Here is a 16,965-nt window from a genome sequence, read left to right on the forward strand (position 1 = left end):
TTGCCGCCCCGACAAAAGCGACCGATCCGACGTCTCGCGGGCAGCAACTGCAAGATCGGCGGGGAGGCGGGGGCGGGTCGTTCTTCCTGGGTGGGCCGTTCCGTGGCACTCGGTGGTTCGGCGGCGTGGGTAGCATCCGCGCATGGCCACCGTCACCCATCCCGGCGCCTGCCCCCTGGACTGTCCCGACACCTGCGTCTGGCAGCTCACCGTGGCGGACGGCCGGGCCGTCGCGCTGCGCGGCGACCGCGACCACCCGTTCACCCGGGGCGCGCTCTGCGGCAAGGTCAACCGCTACCTCGACGCGGTCAACGGCCCGGACCGGCTCACCACCCCCTGGATCCGCACCGGCCCCAAGGGCGTCGGTCCGGTGTCCTACCGGCCGGCGAGCTGGGCGGAGGCGCTGGGCCGGGTGGCGGCCGGGCTGCGGGCCAGCATCGAACGCGACGGGCCGGAGTCGGTGCTGCCCTACTACTTCGCCGGCACGATGGGGCTGGTCCAGGGCTGGACGATGGGGCCGCGGCTGTTCGCGTACCTGGGGGCGTCCCGGTTGGACACCACCATCTGCACGGCGGCGGCGAACGCCGCCACCCGGTCCGTCTTCGGCCGCCCGGTGGGCTTCGAGCCGGAGTCGATCGTCGACGCCCGGCTGGTCGTGCTCTGGGGCGCCAACCCGCTCGCCACCAACCTGCACCTGTGGCCGTTCGTGCAGCAGGCGCGCGAGCGCGGCGCGTACCTGGTGACGATCGACCCGCTGCGCACCGAGACCGCCGCCCGCAGCGACGAGCACGTCGCACCGCTGCCCGGCACCGACGCGGCGCTCGCGCTCGGGCTGATGCGGCACGTCCGCGACGCCGGGGCGGCCGACGAGCGGTGGCTGGCCGGGCACACCGTCGGCTGGCCCGAACTGTCCGCCCGGCTCGACGAGTGGCCGGTGGAACGCGCCGCCGCCGAGTGCGGGCTGCCCGCGGAGACCGTGCGCCGGCTCGGCGAGCGGATCGCCACCACCCGGCCCACCGCCGTGCGCGTCGGCCTCGGCCTGCAACGGCACGCCGGCGCCGGGCAGGCGATCCGGGCGATCTGCGCGCTGCCGCTGGTCACCGGCGATTTCCGGTACGCCGGCGGCGGTGCGCTGGTGACCACCAGCGGGCACCACCCGGTCGACAACGGGCCGGTGATCCGGCCGGCCGGCATGCCGGCACCGCCGGCCCGGTCGGTGAACATGAGCCGGCTCGCCGCCGTGCTCACCGGGGCGGCCGACCCGCCGGTGACCTCGTTGGTGGTGTTCAACGCCAACCCGGCGGCCACCGCGCCGGACCAGACCCGGCTGCTCACCGGCCTGCGCCGCGCCGACCTGTTCACCGTGGTGCTGGAGCAGCGCTGGACCGACACCTGCGACCACGCCGACGTGGTGCTCCCGGCCACCATGCAGCCCGAGCACCTCGACCTCCAGACCTCCTACGGGCACCACTACACGACGCTGAACCTGCCGGCCACCCGGGCGCCCGGCGAGGCGCTGCCGAACACCGAGATCTTCCGGCGCATCGCGGTGGCGCTCGGCGTCGACCACCCCGCGTTCCGGGACAGCGACGAGGACCTGGCCCGGCAGTTGCTGGCCGGCACGTCGGTCACGTTCGAGGAGCTGCGCGAGCGCACGTACGCCCGGCTCACCGGCGTGCCGGTCGGCTCCGCGCCGTTCGCCGACGGTGGCTTCCCCACCCCGGACGGGCGGGCCCGGCTGCACGACCCGGCGCTGGCCCGGCTCGGGGTGGATCCGCTGCCCGGCTACACCCCACCGGTCGAGGCCGCCGACCCGGCGCTGGCCCGGCGCTTCCCGCTGGTGCTGCTCGCCCCGGCCGGCCGCTACCTGATGAACTCCACGTTCGCCTCGCTGCCCTGGCACGCCCGCCGGGCCGGGCCGCCCCGGGTGCACCTGCACCCAGCCGACGCGGCGGCGCGCGGCCTGGCCGACGGCGACGCGGTGCGGGTCCACAACGACCGGGGCGCGTTCCTGGCCGCGGTCGCGGTGGACGAGGGGACCCGGCCCGGGGTGGCGTTCACCTACAAGGCGTACTGGGCGCGGCTGAGCCCCGGCCGGTCCACGGTGAACGCGGTGACCGCGGTCCGCGACGCCGACCTGGGTGGGGCGCCCACGTTCCACGACTGCCGGGTCGAGGTGGAGCCGGTGCCGGCCGAGCTGCTGACCGTCGACCCGCCCACCGAGCCGGGCGTCGACCGGGTCACCGGGCCGGCCGTCGACGCCGGCGCCGCCGCGCCCCTCGGCTGAGCCGGGACCTTCGGCCCGGTCGGCGGGTCCGTGCGCCCCGGGTCGGCGCTGCGGCTCGGCGGCGGCGTGCCGGCCGGCATCGCCTGACCCGCCGGCCGACGGCAGCGGCCCGGAGGTGACGCCGCCGGGCCGGCGGCCGGACCGCGGCGGTCAGCCCTCGGCGAGCGCGTCCAGCACCAGCGCGGCGGTCCAGCTGAACGCCGGTGAGCCGAGACCGGCGCCGGTGTCCGGGTGGAAGTACTCGTGGCAGCCGGCGCCGTCGACCAGGTCGAGCAGGGAGTCCCGCAGCCCGGCCGCCAGGTCGGCCCGGCGGTGGGTCCGCAGGCCCTGCCAGAGCAGCCACCCGGTGTTCACCCAGCTCGGCCCGCGCCAGTAGCGCAGCGGTTCGAAATCCGGCGCGGTGCGGTCGTACGTGGGCAGCGGCCGGTCCATCCGGGCGGCCAGGCCGAAGCGGGGCGAGCACGCCTCGGCCAGTACGGCCCGCACCTGCGGCTCCGGCAGGTCGGGCAGGGCCAGCGGCAGCAACCCGAGCACGGTACGCGCCCGGACGAGCCGCCCGGTGCGGACGTCACGCGGCTGGAACGTGCCGGTGACCGGATCCCACAGGCGGGTGACGAGCGCCTCGGTGAGGCGGGCGGCCCGGTCCCGGTGCGGGCACGGGTCGGCGCCGATGACCGTGGCGATCCGGGCCAGCGCGTACTCGGCGACCCCGAGCGCGGCGTTGACCAGCGGGCACTCCACCAGGAACGGGTGCCGTCCGAGCAGTCCCTCGTCCCGGTAGCGGCCGGCCCGGTAGCTGTCCACCAGCGCGAGGTACCGCGCGTAGTCCAGGTCGGTGGGCCGGTGCGTGGCGTCGGCGTGGGTGGTGTCGTGCCGGCGGTACGCGCGCATCACCGCCTCGTCGGCCGGCACCGCGGCCAGCGGGGCGTCCCAGGCGGGGCTGTTGTCCAGGCCGGACTCCCACGGGTGCACGATGGCGGCCAGCCCGCCGCCGCCGACGTCCCGCCGCCCGGTCAGGTAGCGCTGCTGGGCGACCAGCCGGGGGTAGAGCCGGCGCAGCGCGGCCACCGACGCCTCGGAGGGGGCCCGGCGGTGCACCAGCCAGGCGGCCGGCGCGTGCACCGGCGGCTGGACGATGCCGGAGGTGGCCACCGGCGGCGCGCCCTCGGCGCACGCCGAGTCCCAGAACGCCGGCCCGGGGAAGTACGGGCCGAGGTGCGGCGCCGGGTTGAACACGATGTGCGGCACCCGCCCGTCGACCCACTGGGCGGCGAACAGCGTGCGCAGCTCGCGCCAGGCCCGGTCCGGTCGCACGTGCGCCAGCCCGACCGCGATGAACGCCGAGTCCCAGCTCCACTGGTGCGGGTAGAGCGTGCGCGACGGCACGGTGTGGTCGTGTTCCCAGTTGGCGTCCAGGGTGGCCAGCGCGAGCCGGCGCAGCCGGGCGTCGCGTTCGGCGCCGGCCCGCACCCCGGCCGCCAGGCTGCCGGTCACGCGGCGGCCCGCCACGGCCGGGCCGGGGTCAGCACGGTGGCGGCCTGGCGCAGCGCGGCGACCGGCTCGCCGCGCAGCCGGCACTCCAGCGCCAGCCAGCCGGGGTAGCCGAGTCCGGCGAGCGTGTCCAGCAGCGCCGTCCAGTCCAGGTGCCCGGCACCGGGCTGGTACCGGTTGGAGTCGCTGACCTGCACGTGCCCGAGGTACGGCGCGGCGGCGCGCAGCGCGGCGCACGGGTCGTCCTCCTCGATGTTCATGTGGTAGGTGTCGGCGACCACCCGGACCGCGGGCGACCCGACCGCACGGCACAGCTCGACCGCCTGGTCGAGCCGGTTGACCATGTGGTCCTCGTACCGGTTGAGCGGTTCCAGGAACAGGGTGACCCCCTCGGACCGGGCGTGCTCGCCCAGCTCGCCCAGGGCGTCGACGAGCACCCGCCGGTCGGCCTCGGGCGACCGGGGCGGTTCGAACGGCGGCAGCCGGCGGGAGAACATGCCCCAGGCGGCCGGCGTCATGGCGCCGATGCCGCCCAGCTCGGCGATCACGGAGAGCTGGGACCGCAGGTTGCGCACCGCGTCCCGGGAGCGGGCCGGGTCGAAGTCGCCGACGAAGTGGTCCATCTCGACGCAGACGGTCGGCGTCACCACCCCGGCGGCGTGGGCCCGGCGCAGCTCCGGCAGCCGCCGGGCGAACGCCAGGTCCCCCCGCCCGCGCAGCTCGATGCCCCGGTAGCCGAGGGAGACGGCGAGGGCGTACTTGTCGGTCAGGTCGGCGCCGGGGAGCAACTGCTCCTGGCAGGCCAGGGGGATGTCCATGTCAGAACCTCAGTACCACTTGGAGGACGTCACCGTCACCGCGGTCGAGCAACGCCAGCGCGTCGGCCACCGCGCCCGCGTCGACGACGTGGCTCACCAGCGGCAGCGGGTCGACGCTGCCCTCCGCCACCAGGTCCATGAAGGTGTGTGCGATCCGTGTCCCGGACCACCGGCCGGCCGTGCCGGGGGCCGGGTCGGGGCCGGAGACCTGGGCGGCCACCAGCTGGATCCGGTTGTGGTGGAACTCCTCGCCGAGTTCCAGCCCGTGGGCGTACCCCTGGTAGAAGCCGGCGGCGACGACGCGGCCGGCGGGCGCGGTGGCCCGGATCGCCTCGTGCAGCGCCGGGTACGCGCCGGACAGCTCCAGGCAGACGTCGGCGCCGCGACCGTCGGTGGCTGCCCGCAGCGCGCTGGCGGCCGAGTCGCCGGCGGCGTCGACCACCCGGCGGGCGCCGAGGCGGGTGGCGTGCGCGAGCCGTCCGGGCATCCGGTCGACGGCCACCACCCGGCTGCCGGACAGCACCGCGAGCCGGGTGCCGAGCAGCCCGATCACGCCCTGGCCGAAGACGCCGACCCAGTCGCCGAGGTGCAGGTCACCGGCGAGCACCGCGGTCAGCGCGATGGCGCCGGGACGGGCGAAGACGGCGGCGAGCGGGTCGAGGCCGGGGGCGAGCGGATGCGTCGCGGCGGCGGCGAGCACGGCCTCCGCGCGGTGCCCCCAGATCCCCCAGACGAGCTGGCCGGCGCGGCGGTCGGCGACGTCCGGGGCGACCTCGAGGATCTCGCCGACCTCCTCGTAGCCGAAGCCCACCACGGGGTACGCGGGCGCGGCCTGCCGGGGGACGAACATCCGGGAGGTGGCGTCCCAGTCCTTGCGGAGGCGGGGGTTGCTGCCCCGGTAGAGGGTCAGCTCGGTGCCGGCGGAGATGCCGGAGTAGCAGGTGCGGACGCGGACCTGACCCGGGCCGAGCCGGTCCGGGGGACAGGGCTCCAGGCGGACGCTGCGGGGCCCGGCGAGCGAGACAACCCAGTTGGCCATGGCGTCGCTCCGAAGAAAGTACCGGCCTCGATTCTAACCCAAAAAATGGGCATATGTGATTAGATTGATGAATCGGTGGGTATTGATGGTGTGCCGTGTACTTTCGAGAACGGAGTGCCGCCGATGCCATCACCCTCCACACGGCTGCTCGCGTCGAGCCTGATCCTGGCACTGGCCGGGGCCGGCGCGACCGCCTGCAGCGACGACGGGCAGAAATCCGACAGTTCCCAGATCACCGTCTGGAGCCTGGAGGACGTGGCCGACCGGGTCAACGCCACCAAGGCGATCATCGCCGACTACACCGCGAAGACCGGCGTGAAGGTCAACCTCGTCACCGTCAACGAGGACCAGTTCCCGTCGCTGATCGCGTCCAGCGCCGCCGCCGGCGACCTGCCCGACGTGGTCGGCTCGGTGTCGCTCGCCGGCATCCGCACGCTCGCCGGCAACGAGCTGCTGGAGCCGGACGCGAACAAGGCGGTCGTGGACAAGCTCGGGCGGGACACGTTCTCCCCCCGCGCGCTGGAGCTGACCAGCGACGGCGGCACCCAGCTCGCCGTGCCCAGCGACGGCTGGGGCCAACTGCTGGTCTACCGCAAGGACCTGTTCGACGCCGCCGGCCTGCCCGCCCCCGACACGTACGAGAAGATCGCCGCCGCGGCGGCGAAGCTGAACACCGGCGGCGTCGCCGGCATCACCGCGGCGACCGCCCCCGGCGACGTGTTCACCCAGCAGACCTTCGAGCACCTCGCGCTGGCCAACAACTGCCAGCTCACCGACGACGCCGGCAAGGTCACGCTCGACTCACCGCAGTGCGTGGAGGCATTCCGCTTCTACGGCGACCTGATGCGGAACAACTCGGTCAAGGGCGCGCAGGACGTCGACACCACCCGGGCCACCTACTTCGCCGGCAAGGCGGCCATGCTGATCTGGTCGCCGTTCGTCCTCGACGAGCTGGCCGGCCTGCGCAACGACGCGCGGCCCACCTGCCCGCAGTGCCAGGCCGACCCGACGTGGCTGGCGAAGAACAGCGGCTTCGTCACCGCGATCAAGGGCCCGAACGGCACCGAGCCGGCGCAGTACGGCGAGGTCAGCTCCTGGGCGGTGCTCGACGGCGCGGCCGACCCGGCGACGTCCTTCGTGGAGTACATGCTCTCCGACGGCTACCCGCGCTGGTTCGGCATGTCCCCCGAGGGGCGCTTCCCGGTGCGCACCGGCACGCCCGAGGACAAGCAGAAGTTCCGCACGCTGTGGAACACCAGCCCGGCCGGCGTGGACACCAAGAAGCCGCTCTCCGCCGTCTACGGCGACGACGTGCTCGCCACGCTGCGCAAGAGCCCCGACACGTTCCAGCGCTGGGGGCTGACCCAGGGCCAGGGCAAGCTGGTCGGCGCCATCCTCGGCGAGCTGCCGGTGCCGAAGGCGCTCGCGGACGTGGTCGGCGGCAAGTCCGACGCCCGGGCCGCCGCCGAGCGCGCCAAGAAGGACGTCGAGGCCATCGCCAAGGGCGTCAATTGACCACCGTCGCGCCGGAGGCCGGCCGCTCCCCCACCCCGGAGCGGCCCCGCCGGCCCGGCCGCCGCCCGCTGACGCTGCGCCGCCGCGAGTCCCGCGCCGGGCTCGCGCTGGTCGCGCCGACCCTGCTCGTCGTGCTCGCGGTGATCGGCATACCCATCGTGTGGACCGTGGTGCTGGCCTTCCAGCGGGTACGCCTCGCGACGCTGCGCAAGACCGGCCTGTTCGGCGAACTGACGCTGGACAACGTCGACCGGGTGCTGCACACCCCAGGGTTCGCCGACACGCTCTGGACCACCGTGGTCTACAGCGTCGGCGGCACCGCCGGCTCGATAGTGGTCGGCCTGGTGGCGGCGCTCGCCGTCCGGGGGCCGTTCCGGGGCCGTACGCTGGTGCGCGCGTCGATGCTGCTGCCGTACGTGGCGCCGGTGGTCGCCATGACGTTCGTCTGGCAGGTGATGCTCGACCCGCAGCTCGGCATCGTCAACGACTGGGGACGGCGCTTCCTCGGCTGGGACGCTCCGGTGGCGTTCCTGTCCCAGGAGTCCACCGCGCTGTGGACCGTGATCGCGTTCGAAGCGTGGCGCTACTTCCCGTTCGCGTTCCTGTTCCTGCTGGCCCGGCTCCAGGCCGTGCCGGCGGAGCTGGAGGAGGCCGCCCGGGTCGACGGCGCGACACCGACCCAACGCTTCCGGCACATCCTGCTGCCGCAGCTCATGCCCGTGATCGCGCTGCTCGGCGTGCTCCGGTTCATCATGACGTTCAACAAGTTCGACGACGTCTACCTGCTCACCGGCGGCTCGGCCGGCACCGAGGTGGTCAGCGTCCGGGTCTACCAGTTCCTCACCGCCCGCACCGACATCGGCGCCGCCGCCGCCCAGGCGGTCGTGCTGGCCGTGGTGCTGCTCGTGTTCGTGGCCATCTACCTGCGCTTCTTCGGCGCCAAACGGGAGGCGTGATGGACCGCGACCGGATCGAGACGGTCAGCCTGCGCTGGCTGCGCCGGCTGGTGATCGCCGGCTTCCTGCTGGTCACGCTGCTGCCGTTCTGGTACATGCTGGTGCTGTCGGTACGCCCGATCGAACGCCTGCTGCTCGACCCCGGCTCGCTCTGGGTGCCGTTCGGCGAGCTGACCGTCGCCACGTACGCCGAGGTGTTGAAGTCCGTCGAGAGCGGCGGTCAGGGCTTCCTCACGTTCATCCGCAACAGCGGCCTGGTGGCGCTGGCCGCGACCGTGCTCACGCTGGTGGTCGCCATCCCCGGCGCGTACGCGGTCTCCCGGCTGCGGTTCTTCGGCCGCCGGCAGGTCAGCGCGCTGTTCCTGGCGGTCTACCTGTTCCCGTCGATCGTCATCGCGATCCCGCTGTTCGTGGTCTTCAGCCGCGCCGGGCTGCGCGGGTCGCTGTTCGGGCTGGTGCTGGTCTACATCTCGCAGACGCTGCCGGTCTCGGTCTACATGCTCAAGAACTACTTCGAGACCATCCCGGTCAGTCTGGAGGAGTCCGCGGCGATCGACGGTGCCGGCCGGCTCGGGATCATCCGCCGGGTGAGCCTGCCGCTGGCCGCGCCGTCGGTGATGGCGGTCGCGCTGTACGACTTCATGATCGCCTGGAACGAGTTCCTGTTCGCGCTGCTGTTCCTGGTCGACCGGCCGGACCGGTGGACCGTCTCGTTGGGGCTGTCGCTGCTCGCCGACGGCGTCGAGGTGCCCAAGACGGTGCTGATGGCCGGCTCGGTCATCCTCACCCTGCCGATCGTGGTGTTGTTCTTCGCCGGCGAACGGCTGCTGACCGAGGGACTCACCAGCGGGGCCGAGAAGGGTTGAGCAGGCGCGGCGGCATGCCAGGATGACCCGGTGCGATCACTACGGGAGCGCCCGGCCGGCGCGCGGCTGGCCCGCCTGCTCACCGAGGTGTTCGCCCCGGGCGTCCTGGTGACCGCGCTGCCGCTGGTCGCCGCCGCCCGGGTCAGCCGCTCCCCGGCCCACCTGCTGCTCTGGGGCGGCACCGCGCTGCTGTTCTGCGCCGTGATCCCGGTCGGGGTGATCGTCCACGGCGTACGCCGGGGCCGGCTCACCGACCGGCACGTCGGCGACCACCGGCAGCGGGCCCGCCCGCTGTCGGTCGGCTTGGCCTCGGTGGCGGTCGGGTTGCTGCTGCTGGCGGCGCTGCGCGCGCCGGCCGAACTGTTCGCGGTGATCGTGGTCATCTTCGTGGTCGGGGCCGCCTGCACGCTGGTCAACCACTGGTGGAAGCTGAGCATCCACGTGGCGGTGGCCGCCGCCACGGTGAGCGTGCTGGTGCTGCTGTTCGGGCCGGTGGCGCACCTGGGCTGGCCGCTGGTGGCGGCGGTCGGCTGGTCGCGGGTGCGGCTGCGCGACCACACCGGGCCGCAGGTGCTGGCCGGCGCTGCGCTCGGCGCGCCGCTGGCCGCCGCCACGTTCCTCGCGCTGACCTGAACAAGATCAGTTACGGTGGTGCCATGGGCAAGCCGACCCGCTGGGTGACCGACACCGAACCCGGCCACTCGCAGTGGTACGTCGACCGGTTCCGCCGCCTCGCCGCCGAGGGGGCGGACCTGGCCGGCGAGGCCCGCCTGCTGGACGCGCTCGTGCCGCCGGGGTCACGGATCCTCGACGCCGGCTGCGGCACCGGCCGGGTCGCCGCCGCGCTGGCCGACCGCGGCCACACCGTCGTCGGCGTCGACGCCGCCCCGACGCTGGTGGAGGCCGCCCGCGCCGACCACCCCGGCCCCCGGTTCCTGGTCGCCGACCTGGCCGAGCTGGACCTGTCGGGGCAGGGCGAGCCCGAGCCGTTCGACGCGGCGGTGGTGGCCGGCAACGTGATGACGTTCGTCGCCCCCGGCACCGAGCCCGCCGTGCTGGCCCGGATCGCCGCGCACGTGCGCCCGGACGGCGCGGTGGTGGTCGGCTTCGGCACCGACCGGGGCTACCCGGTCGCCGAACTGGACGCCGACGCGGTCGCCGCCGGCCTGCGCCTGGAGCACCGCTTCGCCACCTGGGACCTGCGCCCCTGGCACGACGACGCCGGGTTCGCGGTGACCGTGCTGCGCCGCCCGGCCTGAGCGGCAGCCGGCCTGAGCGGCAGCCGGCCTGAGCGGCAGCCGGCCCGGCTTGCGCGGCGGCCGGCCCGGGTCGCGTCCGGTCAGGCCGGGGCGGCCACCGCGCGGGCGGCTGCCGGGTCGAGCGGACTGCCGGCCGGCAGCAGGTCCACCAGGCTCGCCGGCAACCGCACCGGCCGCACTCCGGCGTAGCCGAGCATGCCGGGCACGTCCGCGCCGGCCAGCGCGTACCGCCGGCCCAGGTCGGTGACCACGCACAGCGTGCCGCCGGTCGCGCCCGGGGCAGCCACCGCTTCCACCAGCGCCCCGCGCCCCGGCTCCACCACGACCTGGTCGGCGAGCCCACCCCGACCCCCCGGGCTACGCGCGGCGGCGGCCGGGTCCGGTGCGGTGACGCCGAGCCGGATCTCGCGTACGCCGGTGTCGTCACCGGCCCGCGCGCAGAGCGCGCCCGGATCGGCGGTGGCGAGCCGGGGCGGCACGGCGGGCGGCGCGCCCGGCCCGGCCGGCACCAGGTCGGGCAGCTTCGGCAGGGCCGCGAATTGGCCGAGCGTGATCGGCTGCGGCTCGCCCTGGCCGGTGCGGGCCAGCAGCAGCGCGGCCTGCAACTCGGTGATGCCGGCCAGGCCGTCGCGCTCGGCCACCGCGTACTGCCGGCCGCCGCCGGAGTTGCGCACCAGATAGACGTCGCCGACGGTGGCGTCGGGGACCCGTGCCGAGGGAGCGCCGACCTCGCCGACCGGCGGCGGGACCAGGTCGGCGCCGGCCGGCACGGTGTTGAGCAGCGCCGCCGCCACCGGGACGGCCCGTTCCCGGGTGGCGGCCAGCGCGGCGAGCACCCGGTCGGTGTCGCGCAGCAGGTAGCGCCGGTCGCGCCAGAGCAGGTGCAGGCCGCCGTCCGGGTGGCGGACCAGCAGGCCCTGGTCGCCGAGCGCCCGCCCGCCGGCCGCGGCCCGCCCGATCAGCAGCGCCGAGCGGGCCTCGGCCCGGCCCGCCTCCACGGTCACCGACGAGCAGAGCGTCCAGCCGTCGCCGACCAGCCGGTTCGGCGCGGGCAGCGAGTCCGGGGCGTCGGCGATGCCGAGCGGCAGCCCACGGGGCACCCCGTCGATGGCCCGGCGGGTGACCAGCACCGTCTTCGGCCGTTCCGCCCCGATGATCAGCAGAGCCGAGGCGTAGTTGAGCACCGGGTGCAGCTTCTCGTCGCGGTAGACGAACCGGGCGCCGGACTCCTTCTCCACGATCACCGCGCCGGTGTCGCGCCAGGAGCTGCCGCCACCGGTGAACAGGCCGTACAGCGCCACCCCGCCGAGCGCGATCACCGCGACCAGCACGCTGGCCAGGCCGGCGCCGGCCAACCGGCGGAACGGCGACTGCGCCGGATCGGTCTCCCGCATGACCAGCGCGGCGACCGCCCGCTGCACGGTGAACTGGTACGAGTGCAGCTGGTCCTGCCGCGACGCCATCAGGTCCCCTCCACCGGGCTAGTCGCCGCACAGGATAAGCGCTGCGTCGACCCTCCGGCGACCCTGCGTTGCCCCCGCCCCACGAAGTTGACCAAGGAGTTCGCGTCCGGGACGGCCGCCCGCGGTGACGCAGATCCCTTGATCACCGGGAAGGGGGTGGTCGGAGCCCGGGCGGGTGGGGCCGTGGCGGGTGGGGTACCCCCGGGGGTATGGTTCGGGCAGGAGGTGGGACGTGAAGCTTCGACCCGAGATGACCGGCGACGCGCTGACCCGACTCAAGCGGGCCCGGGGGCAGCTCAACGCCGTGATCGAGATGATGGAGAACGGCGAGGACTGCCGGGCCGCGCTGACCCAGCTCGCCGCGGTCTCCAAGGCCATCGACCGGGCCGGTTTCAAGATCATCGCTTCCGGGATGCGCCACTGCGGCACCGCCCGCCAGGCGGGCGAGGAGCCGGAGATGACCGAGGAGGAGCTGGAGAAGCTCTTCCTCTCCCTGGCCTGACCCCACCGAGTTCCGCCCTCGTCGCCTGATCGCGACGGGGGCGGGTAATCCGCGCCCGGACCCGGGCCGGAGTCTGCGCCCCACATACCCCCGGGGGTATGTGGGGACAAGGAGAGGAGAACGGCACGTGACCACCGAAGTGACCGCCATCGCGACGTCCTCGCTCGGCGACCGCAGCTATCTGGCGTCCGACGGCCGGGTGGCGCTCGTGGTCGACCCGCAGCGCGACATCGACCGCGTCCTGCACCTGGCCGGCGCGCAGGGGGTGCGGATCACCCACGTGGTGGAGACGCACCTGCACAACGACTACGTCTCCGGCGGGCGGGAGCTGGCCCGGATCACCGGCGCCCACTACCTGGTGGCCGCCGCCGACGAGGTCGGCTTCGACCGGATGCCGGTGACCGACGGCGACGTGGTGCCGGTGTCGGACGGCCTGCGGCTGCGGGTGGTCGGCACGCCCGGCCACACCTTCCACCACCTGTCGTACGTGCTGGACGAGGCGGGCGACGGCGGCTGGAGTCCGGTCGGCGTGTTCACCGGTGGCTCGCTGCTGTTCGGCACCACCGGGCGTACCGACCTGCTCGGCCAGCGGCACGCCCACGAACTGGCCCATCACCAGCACGCCTCCGCCCGCAAGCTGGTCGACCTGCTGCCCGACGGCGCGCAGGTGTGGCCGACGCACGGCTTCGGCAGCTTCTGCTCGGCCAGCCAGGCCGACGCCCCGGAATCCACCATCGGCCGGGAGAAGGCAGCCAACCCGGTGCTGCGGCTGGCCGCCGACCGGTTCGTCACCGAGACGCTCGCCGGCCTGGACGCCTACCCGGCCTACTACGCGCACATGGGCGTGGCGAACGCCGCCGGCCCCGCCCCGGTCGACCTCACGCCGGCGGCCCGCGCCGACGCCGGTGAGCTGCGCCGCCGGATCGCCGCCGGCGAGTGGGTGGTCGACCTGCGACACCGCAGGGCGTACGCGGCCTCGCACCTGGCCGGCACCGTCAGCCTGGGCCTGGACGGGCCGATGTCGACGTGGCTCGGCTGGCTGATCGAGTGGGGCGTGCCGATCACGCTCCTGGCGCAGACGCCGGACCAGGTCGCCGACGCCCAGCGGGAGCTGGTCCGGATCGGCATCGACCGGCCGGCCGCGCAGGCCACCGGCGACCCCGGGCAGTGGGCCGGCGACCGGTCGGAGCTGCGCGAGCTGACCGTGGCCGACTTCCCGGCGCTGGCCGCCGCGCAGGCCGGCGACACCCCGGCCGGACTGCCGGCCCCGCAGGTCGTGCTCGACGTCCGGATGACCAACGAGTGGCGGGCCGGGCACGTCGACGGGGCGGTGCACGTCCCGCTGCCCGACCTGCCCGGACGGCTCGCCGACGTGCCCACCGGGACGGTCTGGGTGCACTGCGGCTCCGGCTACCGGGCCACCGCCGCCGCGTCCCTGCTCGCCAACGCCGGCCGCGACGTGGTGCTGATCGACGACGCGTTCGCCCGCGCCGAGGCGTCCGGCGTCCGGATGGCCCCCGCCGCCTGACCTGACCTGCCCAGCCCGACGCCCGGCCGGCGCGCGACGCGCCGGCCGGCGCGCGACGCGCCGGCCGGCGATGCCCCCTGCCCGGAACCACCGAAGGAGAAGAGACATGACCATGACCGACCCGTCGACCGTCGACGCGGCCACGCTGCGCGAGCTGATCGCCGCCGGCCGCGCCCCCCGGCTGCTGGACGTGCGCACACCCGGCGAGTTCGAGGCCGCGCACATCGCCGGCGCCTACAACGTGCCGCTGGACCTGCTCCGGGAGCACCGCGCGGAGCTGCGCGCCCACCTCGACGAGGACGTGGTGCTGATCTGTCGCTCCGGTGCCCGGGCGAGCCAGGCGGAACAGGCGCTCGCCGGCGTCGGCCTGCCCAACCTCAGGGTCCTCGACGGCGGCATGCTGGCCTGGCAGGCCACGAACGCCCCGGTCAACCGGGGCCGGGGCCGCTGGGAGCTGGAGCGCCAGGTCCGCCTGGTCGCCGGTTCGATCGTGCTGGCCGCCGTCGTCGGCTCGGTGTTCGTGCCGGGCCTGAGGTGGGTCGCGGGCGCCGTCGGCGCCGGCCTCACCGTCGCGGCCCTCTCGAACACCTGCGCGATGGGCATGCTGCTGAGCCGGCTGCCCTACAACCGGGGCGCCGGTTGCGACCTGGACACCGTCGTCGGCCAGTTGCGCGACGCCGGGCCGCGGTCGTGAGCGCCGCCCTGGTGCTCACCCTGGCCGGCGCGGTGCTGATCGGCGTGAGCCTGGGCCTGCTCGGCGGCGGCGGGTCGATCCTCGCCGTGCCGCTGCTGGTCTACGTCGCCGACCTGCCGGCCAAGGAGGCCATCGCCACCTCGCTGCTCGTCGTCGGTGCCACCAGCGCGGTCGGCGTGCTGCCGCACGCCCGCGCCCACCGGGTGCGCTGGCGCACCGGGCTGGTCTTCGGCGTGGCCGGCATGACCGGCGCGTACGCCGGTGGCCGGCTGGCCGCGTTCGTCCCGCCGGGCGTCCTGCTCACCGCGTTCGCGCTGATGATGCTCGCCACCGCGGCGGCGATGATCCGGGGCCGGCGTCCCGTCGAGGGGCGGCCCGCGCCGCGCGAGCTGCCGACGCCCCGGGTGGTCCTCGACGGCGTGGTTGTCGGGCTGGTCACCGGCCTGGTCGGCGCCGGCGGCGGCTTCCTGGTCGTGCCCGCGCTGGCGCTGCTCGGCGGGTTGCCGATGCCGGTGGCGGTGGGCACGTCGCTGGTGGTGATCGCGATGAAGTCGTTCGCCGGCCTGGCGGGCTACCTGTCGAGCGTGCGGATCGACTGGGGGCTGGCCGCGGCCGTCACCGTCGCCGCCGTCGTCGGCAGCCTGCTCGGTGGCCGGCTCGCCGGCCGGATCCCGGAGCACGTGCTCCGTCGGTCGTTCGGCTGGTTCGTCGTGGTGATGGGCGGGTTCGTGCTGGCCCGGCAGTTGCCGCCGGTCGCGGCACTCGGGCTGGTCGTCCTTGCCGCAGCCGGTACGGTCACGGTGGCGGTGTGGGGCCGCCGGAGGAGGGGACACAGTGGACAGCAGCGCCTGGGACGAGCGGTACGCCAACGCGTCGGGACTGGTGTGGAGCGCTGAACCCAACCGCTTCGTGGTCGAGTCGGTGTCCGGGCTGAGTCCCGGCTCCGCGCTGGACGTCGCCGCCGGCGAGGGACGCAACGCGGTCTGGCTGGCCGGTCAGGGCTGGCGGGTCAACGCGGTCGACTTCTCGACCGTGGCCGTCGAACGGGGGCGCGAGCTGGCCGCCGCGCGGGGCGTCACCGTCGACTGGCGGGTCGCCGACGTGATCGCGTACCGACCGGTGCCGGGCAGCTACGACCTGGTGCTGATCAGCTACCTGCACCTGCCCGCCGCCGACTTCGCCGGGGTGCTCGCGGCGGCGCGGTCGGCGCTGCGCCCGGGCGGCACGCTGGTGGTGGTCGGTCACGACCTGGCCAACCTCGACGGCGGCACCGGCGGCCCGCAGGACGCGAGCGTGCTGCTCACCCCGGAGGCGGTGGTCGACGGGCTGGCCGGGCTGCGCATCGGGCGCGCCGAGACGGCCCGCCGGCCGGTGCCGACCACCGACGGCGGCACGGTCGACGCGCTGGACACCGTGGTGGTGGCCACCAGACCCGCCGGCTGAGGCGGCCGGACCGGTCGTTCCCGCCGGCCGGGTCACGAGCGGCCGGTAGCATCCGGTGACGGATCGGCGGAGAGGACACCGGGTGGGCGCGCGTTTCGAGGAACTGGCCTGGCGGGAGACACCGATCGGGGAGATCAGCCTGCGCCGGCGTCGCGACCCGGCACTGGACGCCGACGTGTACGAGGTGAAGCTCGGCGACGAGTACCTCATGTCCAGCGCGTTCCCGGTCGCGGAGATCGAACTGGCCCGGCTGGGGCTGGCCCCGCTTGCCGGGGAGACGCTCGACGTGGTGGTCGGCGGGCTCGGGCTCGGTTACACCGCGCGTACCGCGCTGGCCGACCCTCGGGTGCGCTCGCTGCTGGTGGTCGAGGCGATCGAGGACGTGATCGACTGGCACCGGCAGGATCTGTTGCCGTTCGCCGCCGGTCTGGCGGCGGATCCGCGTACCCGTTTCGTGCGGGCGGATTTCTTCGCCGCGGTCGCCGGCGGCGGCTTCGACCCGGACGAGCCCGGGCGGCGGTTCCACGCGGTGCTGCTCGACGTGGACCACTCCCCCCGCCACGTGCTGCATCCCGGCCACGCGCCGTTCTACACGGTCGACGGGCTGCGCCGGCTGGCCGCGCTGCTGCACCCGGAGGGCGTCTTCGCGCTCTGGTCGAACGACCCGCCGGATTCGGCGTTCCAGCGCACGCTGACCGAGGTGTTCCCGACCTCGGTGGCGCACGTCGTCCGGTTCCCGAACCCGTTGCAGGGGCGGGAGGCGGCGAACACCGTCTACGTGGCCCGGCGCTGACCGAGCACCGGCGGCATGTCCGACCGGCAAGCGGGAAAGCGCCGCCGACCGGAGGAGACGGGAGGCACGACATGCGCGCGTTGCTCTGGGTGGTCGGTGTGGTCGCCGGCGTGCTCATCCTGCTCGGGCTGCTGCTGGAGGCGGTCCGCTGGCTCATCATCATCGGCGTGATCGCGCTGGCCGCGGTCGTCATCTTCGCGATCGTGAAGACCCGGCGGGTGGTGCACCACCGTTCGGCGAGCCGGCGGTGACGCCGGCGTCGATGTGACGAACCCGGCAACTTACGCCAGCGTAGGTTACCGGCCGGTCAC

17 protein-coding genes are annotated in these 16,965 nt (G+C 74.9%); 13 read left to right on the plus strand and 4 right to left on the minus strand.

Annotated elements, in window-relative coordinates:
• Positions 1-142: 142 nt before the first annotated feature.
• Complete coding sequence (locus VKK44_RS15495) at positions 143-2,287, plus strand: molybdopterin-containing oxidoreductase family protein (protein ID WP_343441795.1); 2,145 nt, start codon at positions 143-145, stop codon at positions 2,285-2,287.
• 150 nt (positions 2,288-2,437) lie between these two features.
• Here VKK44_RS15495 and VKK44_RS15500 read toward each other — a convergent pair whose 3' ends face one another.
• Genes VKK44_RS15500 through VKK44_RS15510 form a run of 3 tightly spaced genes read right to left on the minus strand, consistent with a single transcriptional unit; the run spans position 2,438 to position 5,635 of the window.
• The gene (locus VKK44_RS15500; protein WP_343441796.1) at positions 2,438-3,781 is read right to left on the minus strand and encodes an MGH1-like glycoside hydrolase domain-containing protein; all 1,344 of its coding nucleotides are present in this window, start codon (positions 3,779-3,781) and stop codon (positions 2,438-2,440) included.
• A complete protein-coding gene (locus tag VKK44_RS15505; protein WP_343441797.1) occupies positions 3,778-4,596 on the minus strand; it encodes a sugar phosphate isomerase/epimerase family protein in 819 nt (272 codons plus the stop codon). Before VKK44_RS15505 ends, VKK44_RS15500 begins: the two co-directional genes overlap by 4 nt.
• 1 nt (position 4,597) lies before the next feature.
• Entirely contained in the window at positions 4,598-5,635 is a 1,038-nt protein-coding gene (locus VKK44_RS15510) for a zinc-dependent alcohol dehydrogenase (RefSeq protein WP_343441798.1), read from the minus strand.
• Between the two features lie 123 nt (positions 5,636-5,758).
• Between VKK44_RS15510 and VKK44_RS15515 the strand changes: the two genes are divergently transcribed.
• Genes VKK44_RS15515 through VKK44_RS15535 form a run of 5 tightly spaced genes read left to right on the plus strand, consistent with a single transcriptional unit; the run spans position 5,759 to position 10,231 of the window.
• Positions 5,759-7,150 carry an ABC transporter substrate-binding protein gene (locus tag VKK44_RS15515; protein ID WP_343441799.1) on the plus strand — a complete coding sequence of 464 codons (1,392 nt, stop codon included), beginning with the start codon at positions 5,759-5,761 and terminating at the stop codon, positions 7,148-7,150.
• Positions 7,147-8,106, plus strand: a complete 960-nt coding sequence (locus VKK44_RS15520) for a carbohydrate ABC transporter permease (protein ID WP_343441800.1) — start codon at positions 7,147-7,149, stop codon at positions 8,104-8,106. The genes VKK44_RS15515 and VKK44_RS15520 overlap by 4 nt, the downstream gene beginning before the upstream one ends.
• Entirely contained in the window at positions 8,106-8,972 is an 867-nt protein-coding gene (locus tag VKK44_RS15525; RefSeq protein WP_107162409.1) for a carbohydrate ABC transporter permease, read from the plus strand. Before VKK44_RS15520 ends, VKK44_RS15525 begins: the two co-directional genes overlap by 1 nt.
• A gap of 30 nt (positions 8,973-9,002) precedes the next feature.
• Positions 9,003-9,605 carry a phosphoesterase PA-phosphatase gene (locus VKK44_RS15530; RefSeq protein WP_343441801.1) on the plus strand — a complete coding sequence of 201 codons (603 nt, stop codon included), beginning with the start codon at positions 9,003-9,005 and terminating at the stop codon, positions 9,603-9,605.
• A gap of 23 nt (positions 9,606-9,628) precedes the next feature.
• Positions 9,629-10,231, plus strand: coding sequence for a class I SAM-dependent methyltransferase (locus VKK44_RS15535; protein ID WP_343441802.1), 603 nt, complete (start codon positions 9,629-9,631; stop codon positions 10,229-10,231).
• An 80-nt stretch (positions 10,232-10,311) separates the two neighbouring features.
• Here VKK44_RS15535 and eccB read toward each other — a convergent pair whose 3' ends face one another.
• Positions 10,312-11,694 (minus strand): type VII secretion protein EccB, encoded by a 1,383-nt coding sequence (eccB, locus tag VKK44_RS15540; RefSeq protein WP_343441803.1) that lies wholly within the window; start codon positions 11,692-11,694, stop codon positions 10,312-10,314.
• A gap of 232 nt (positions 11,695-11,926) precedes the next feature.
• Between eccB and VKK44_RS15545 the strand changes: the two genes are divergently transcribed.
• The 7 genes from VKK44_RS15545 (at position 11,927) to VKK44_RS15575 (ending at position 16,905) form a co-directional block, all read left to right on the plus strand.
• Positions 11,927-12,196: a metal-sensitive transcriptional regulator gene (locus tag VKK44_RS15545; RefSeq protein ID WP_091064957.1), complete on the plus strand. Its 270-nt coding sequence runs from the start codon at positions 11,927-11,929 to the stop codon at positions 12,194-12,196.
• A 127-nt stretch (positions 12,197-12,323) separates the two neighbouring features.
• Positions 12,324-13,724 carry an MBL fold metallo-hydrolase gene (locus VKK44_RS15550; RefSeq protein ID WP_343441804.1) on the plus strand — a complete coding sequence of 467 codons (1,401 nt, stop codon included), beginning with the start codon at positions 12,324-12,326 and terminating at the stop codon, positions 13,722-13,724.
• A gap of 106 nt (positions 13,725-13,830) precedes the next feature.
• Positions 13,831-14,418, plus strand: coding sequence for a rhodanese-like domain-containing protein (locus VKK44_RS15555; protein WP_343441805.1), 588 nt, complete (start codon positions 13,831-13,833; stop codon positions 14,416-14,418).
• Complete coding sequence (locus VKK44_RS15560; protein ID WP_343441806.1) at positions 14,415-15,314, plus strand: sulfite exporter TauE/SafE family protein; 900 nt, start codon at positions 14,415-14,417, stop codon at positions 15,312-15,314. Before VKK44_RS15555 ends, VKK44_RS15560 begins: the two co-directional genes overlap by 4 nt.
• Positions 15,253-15,861, plus strand: coding sequence for a class I SAM-dependent methyltransferase (locus tag VKK44_RS15565; protein ID WP_343441807.1), 609 nt, complete (start codon positions 15,253-15,255; stop codon positions 15,859-15,861). The genes VKK44_RS15560 and VKK44_RS15565 overlap by 62 nt, the downstream gene beginning before the upstream one ends.
• Positions 15,862-15,943: 82 nt before the next feature.
• Entirely contained in the window at positions 15,944-16,654 is a 711-nt protein-coding gene (locus VKK44_RS15570) for a polyamine aminopropyltransferase (protein WP_343441808.1), read from the plus strand.
• 71 nt (positions 16,655-16,725) lie between these two features.
• Positions 16,726-16,905 carry a hypothetical protein gene (locus VKK44_RS15575; RefSeq protein WP_343441809.1) on the plus strand — a complete coding sequence of 60 codons (180 nt, stop codon included), beginning with the start codon at positions 16,726-16,728 and terminating at the stop codon, positions 16,903-16,905.
• Positions 16,906-16,965 lie beyond the last annotated feature (60 nt).

The organism is Micromonospora sp. DSM 45708, assembly GCF_039566955.1.
GTDB lineage: Bacteria > Actinomycetota > Actinomycetes > Mycobacteriales > Micromonosporaceae > Micromonospora.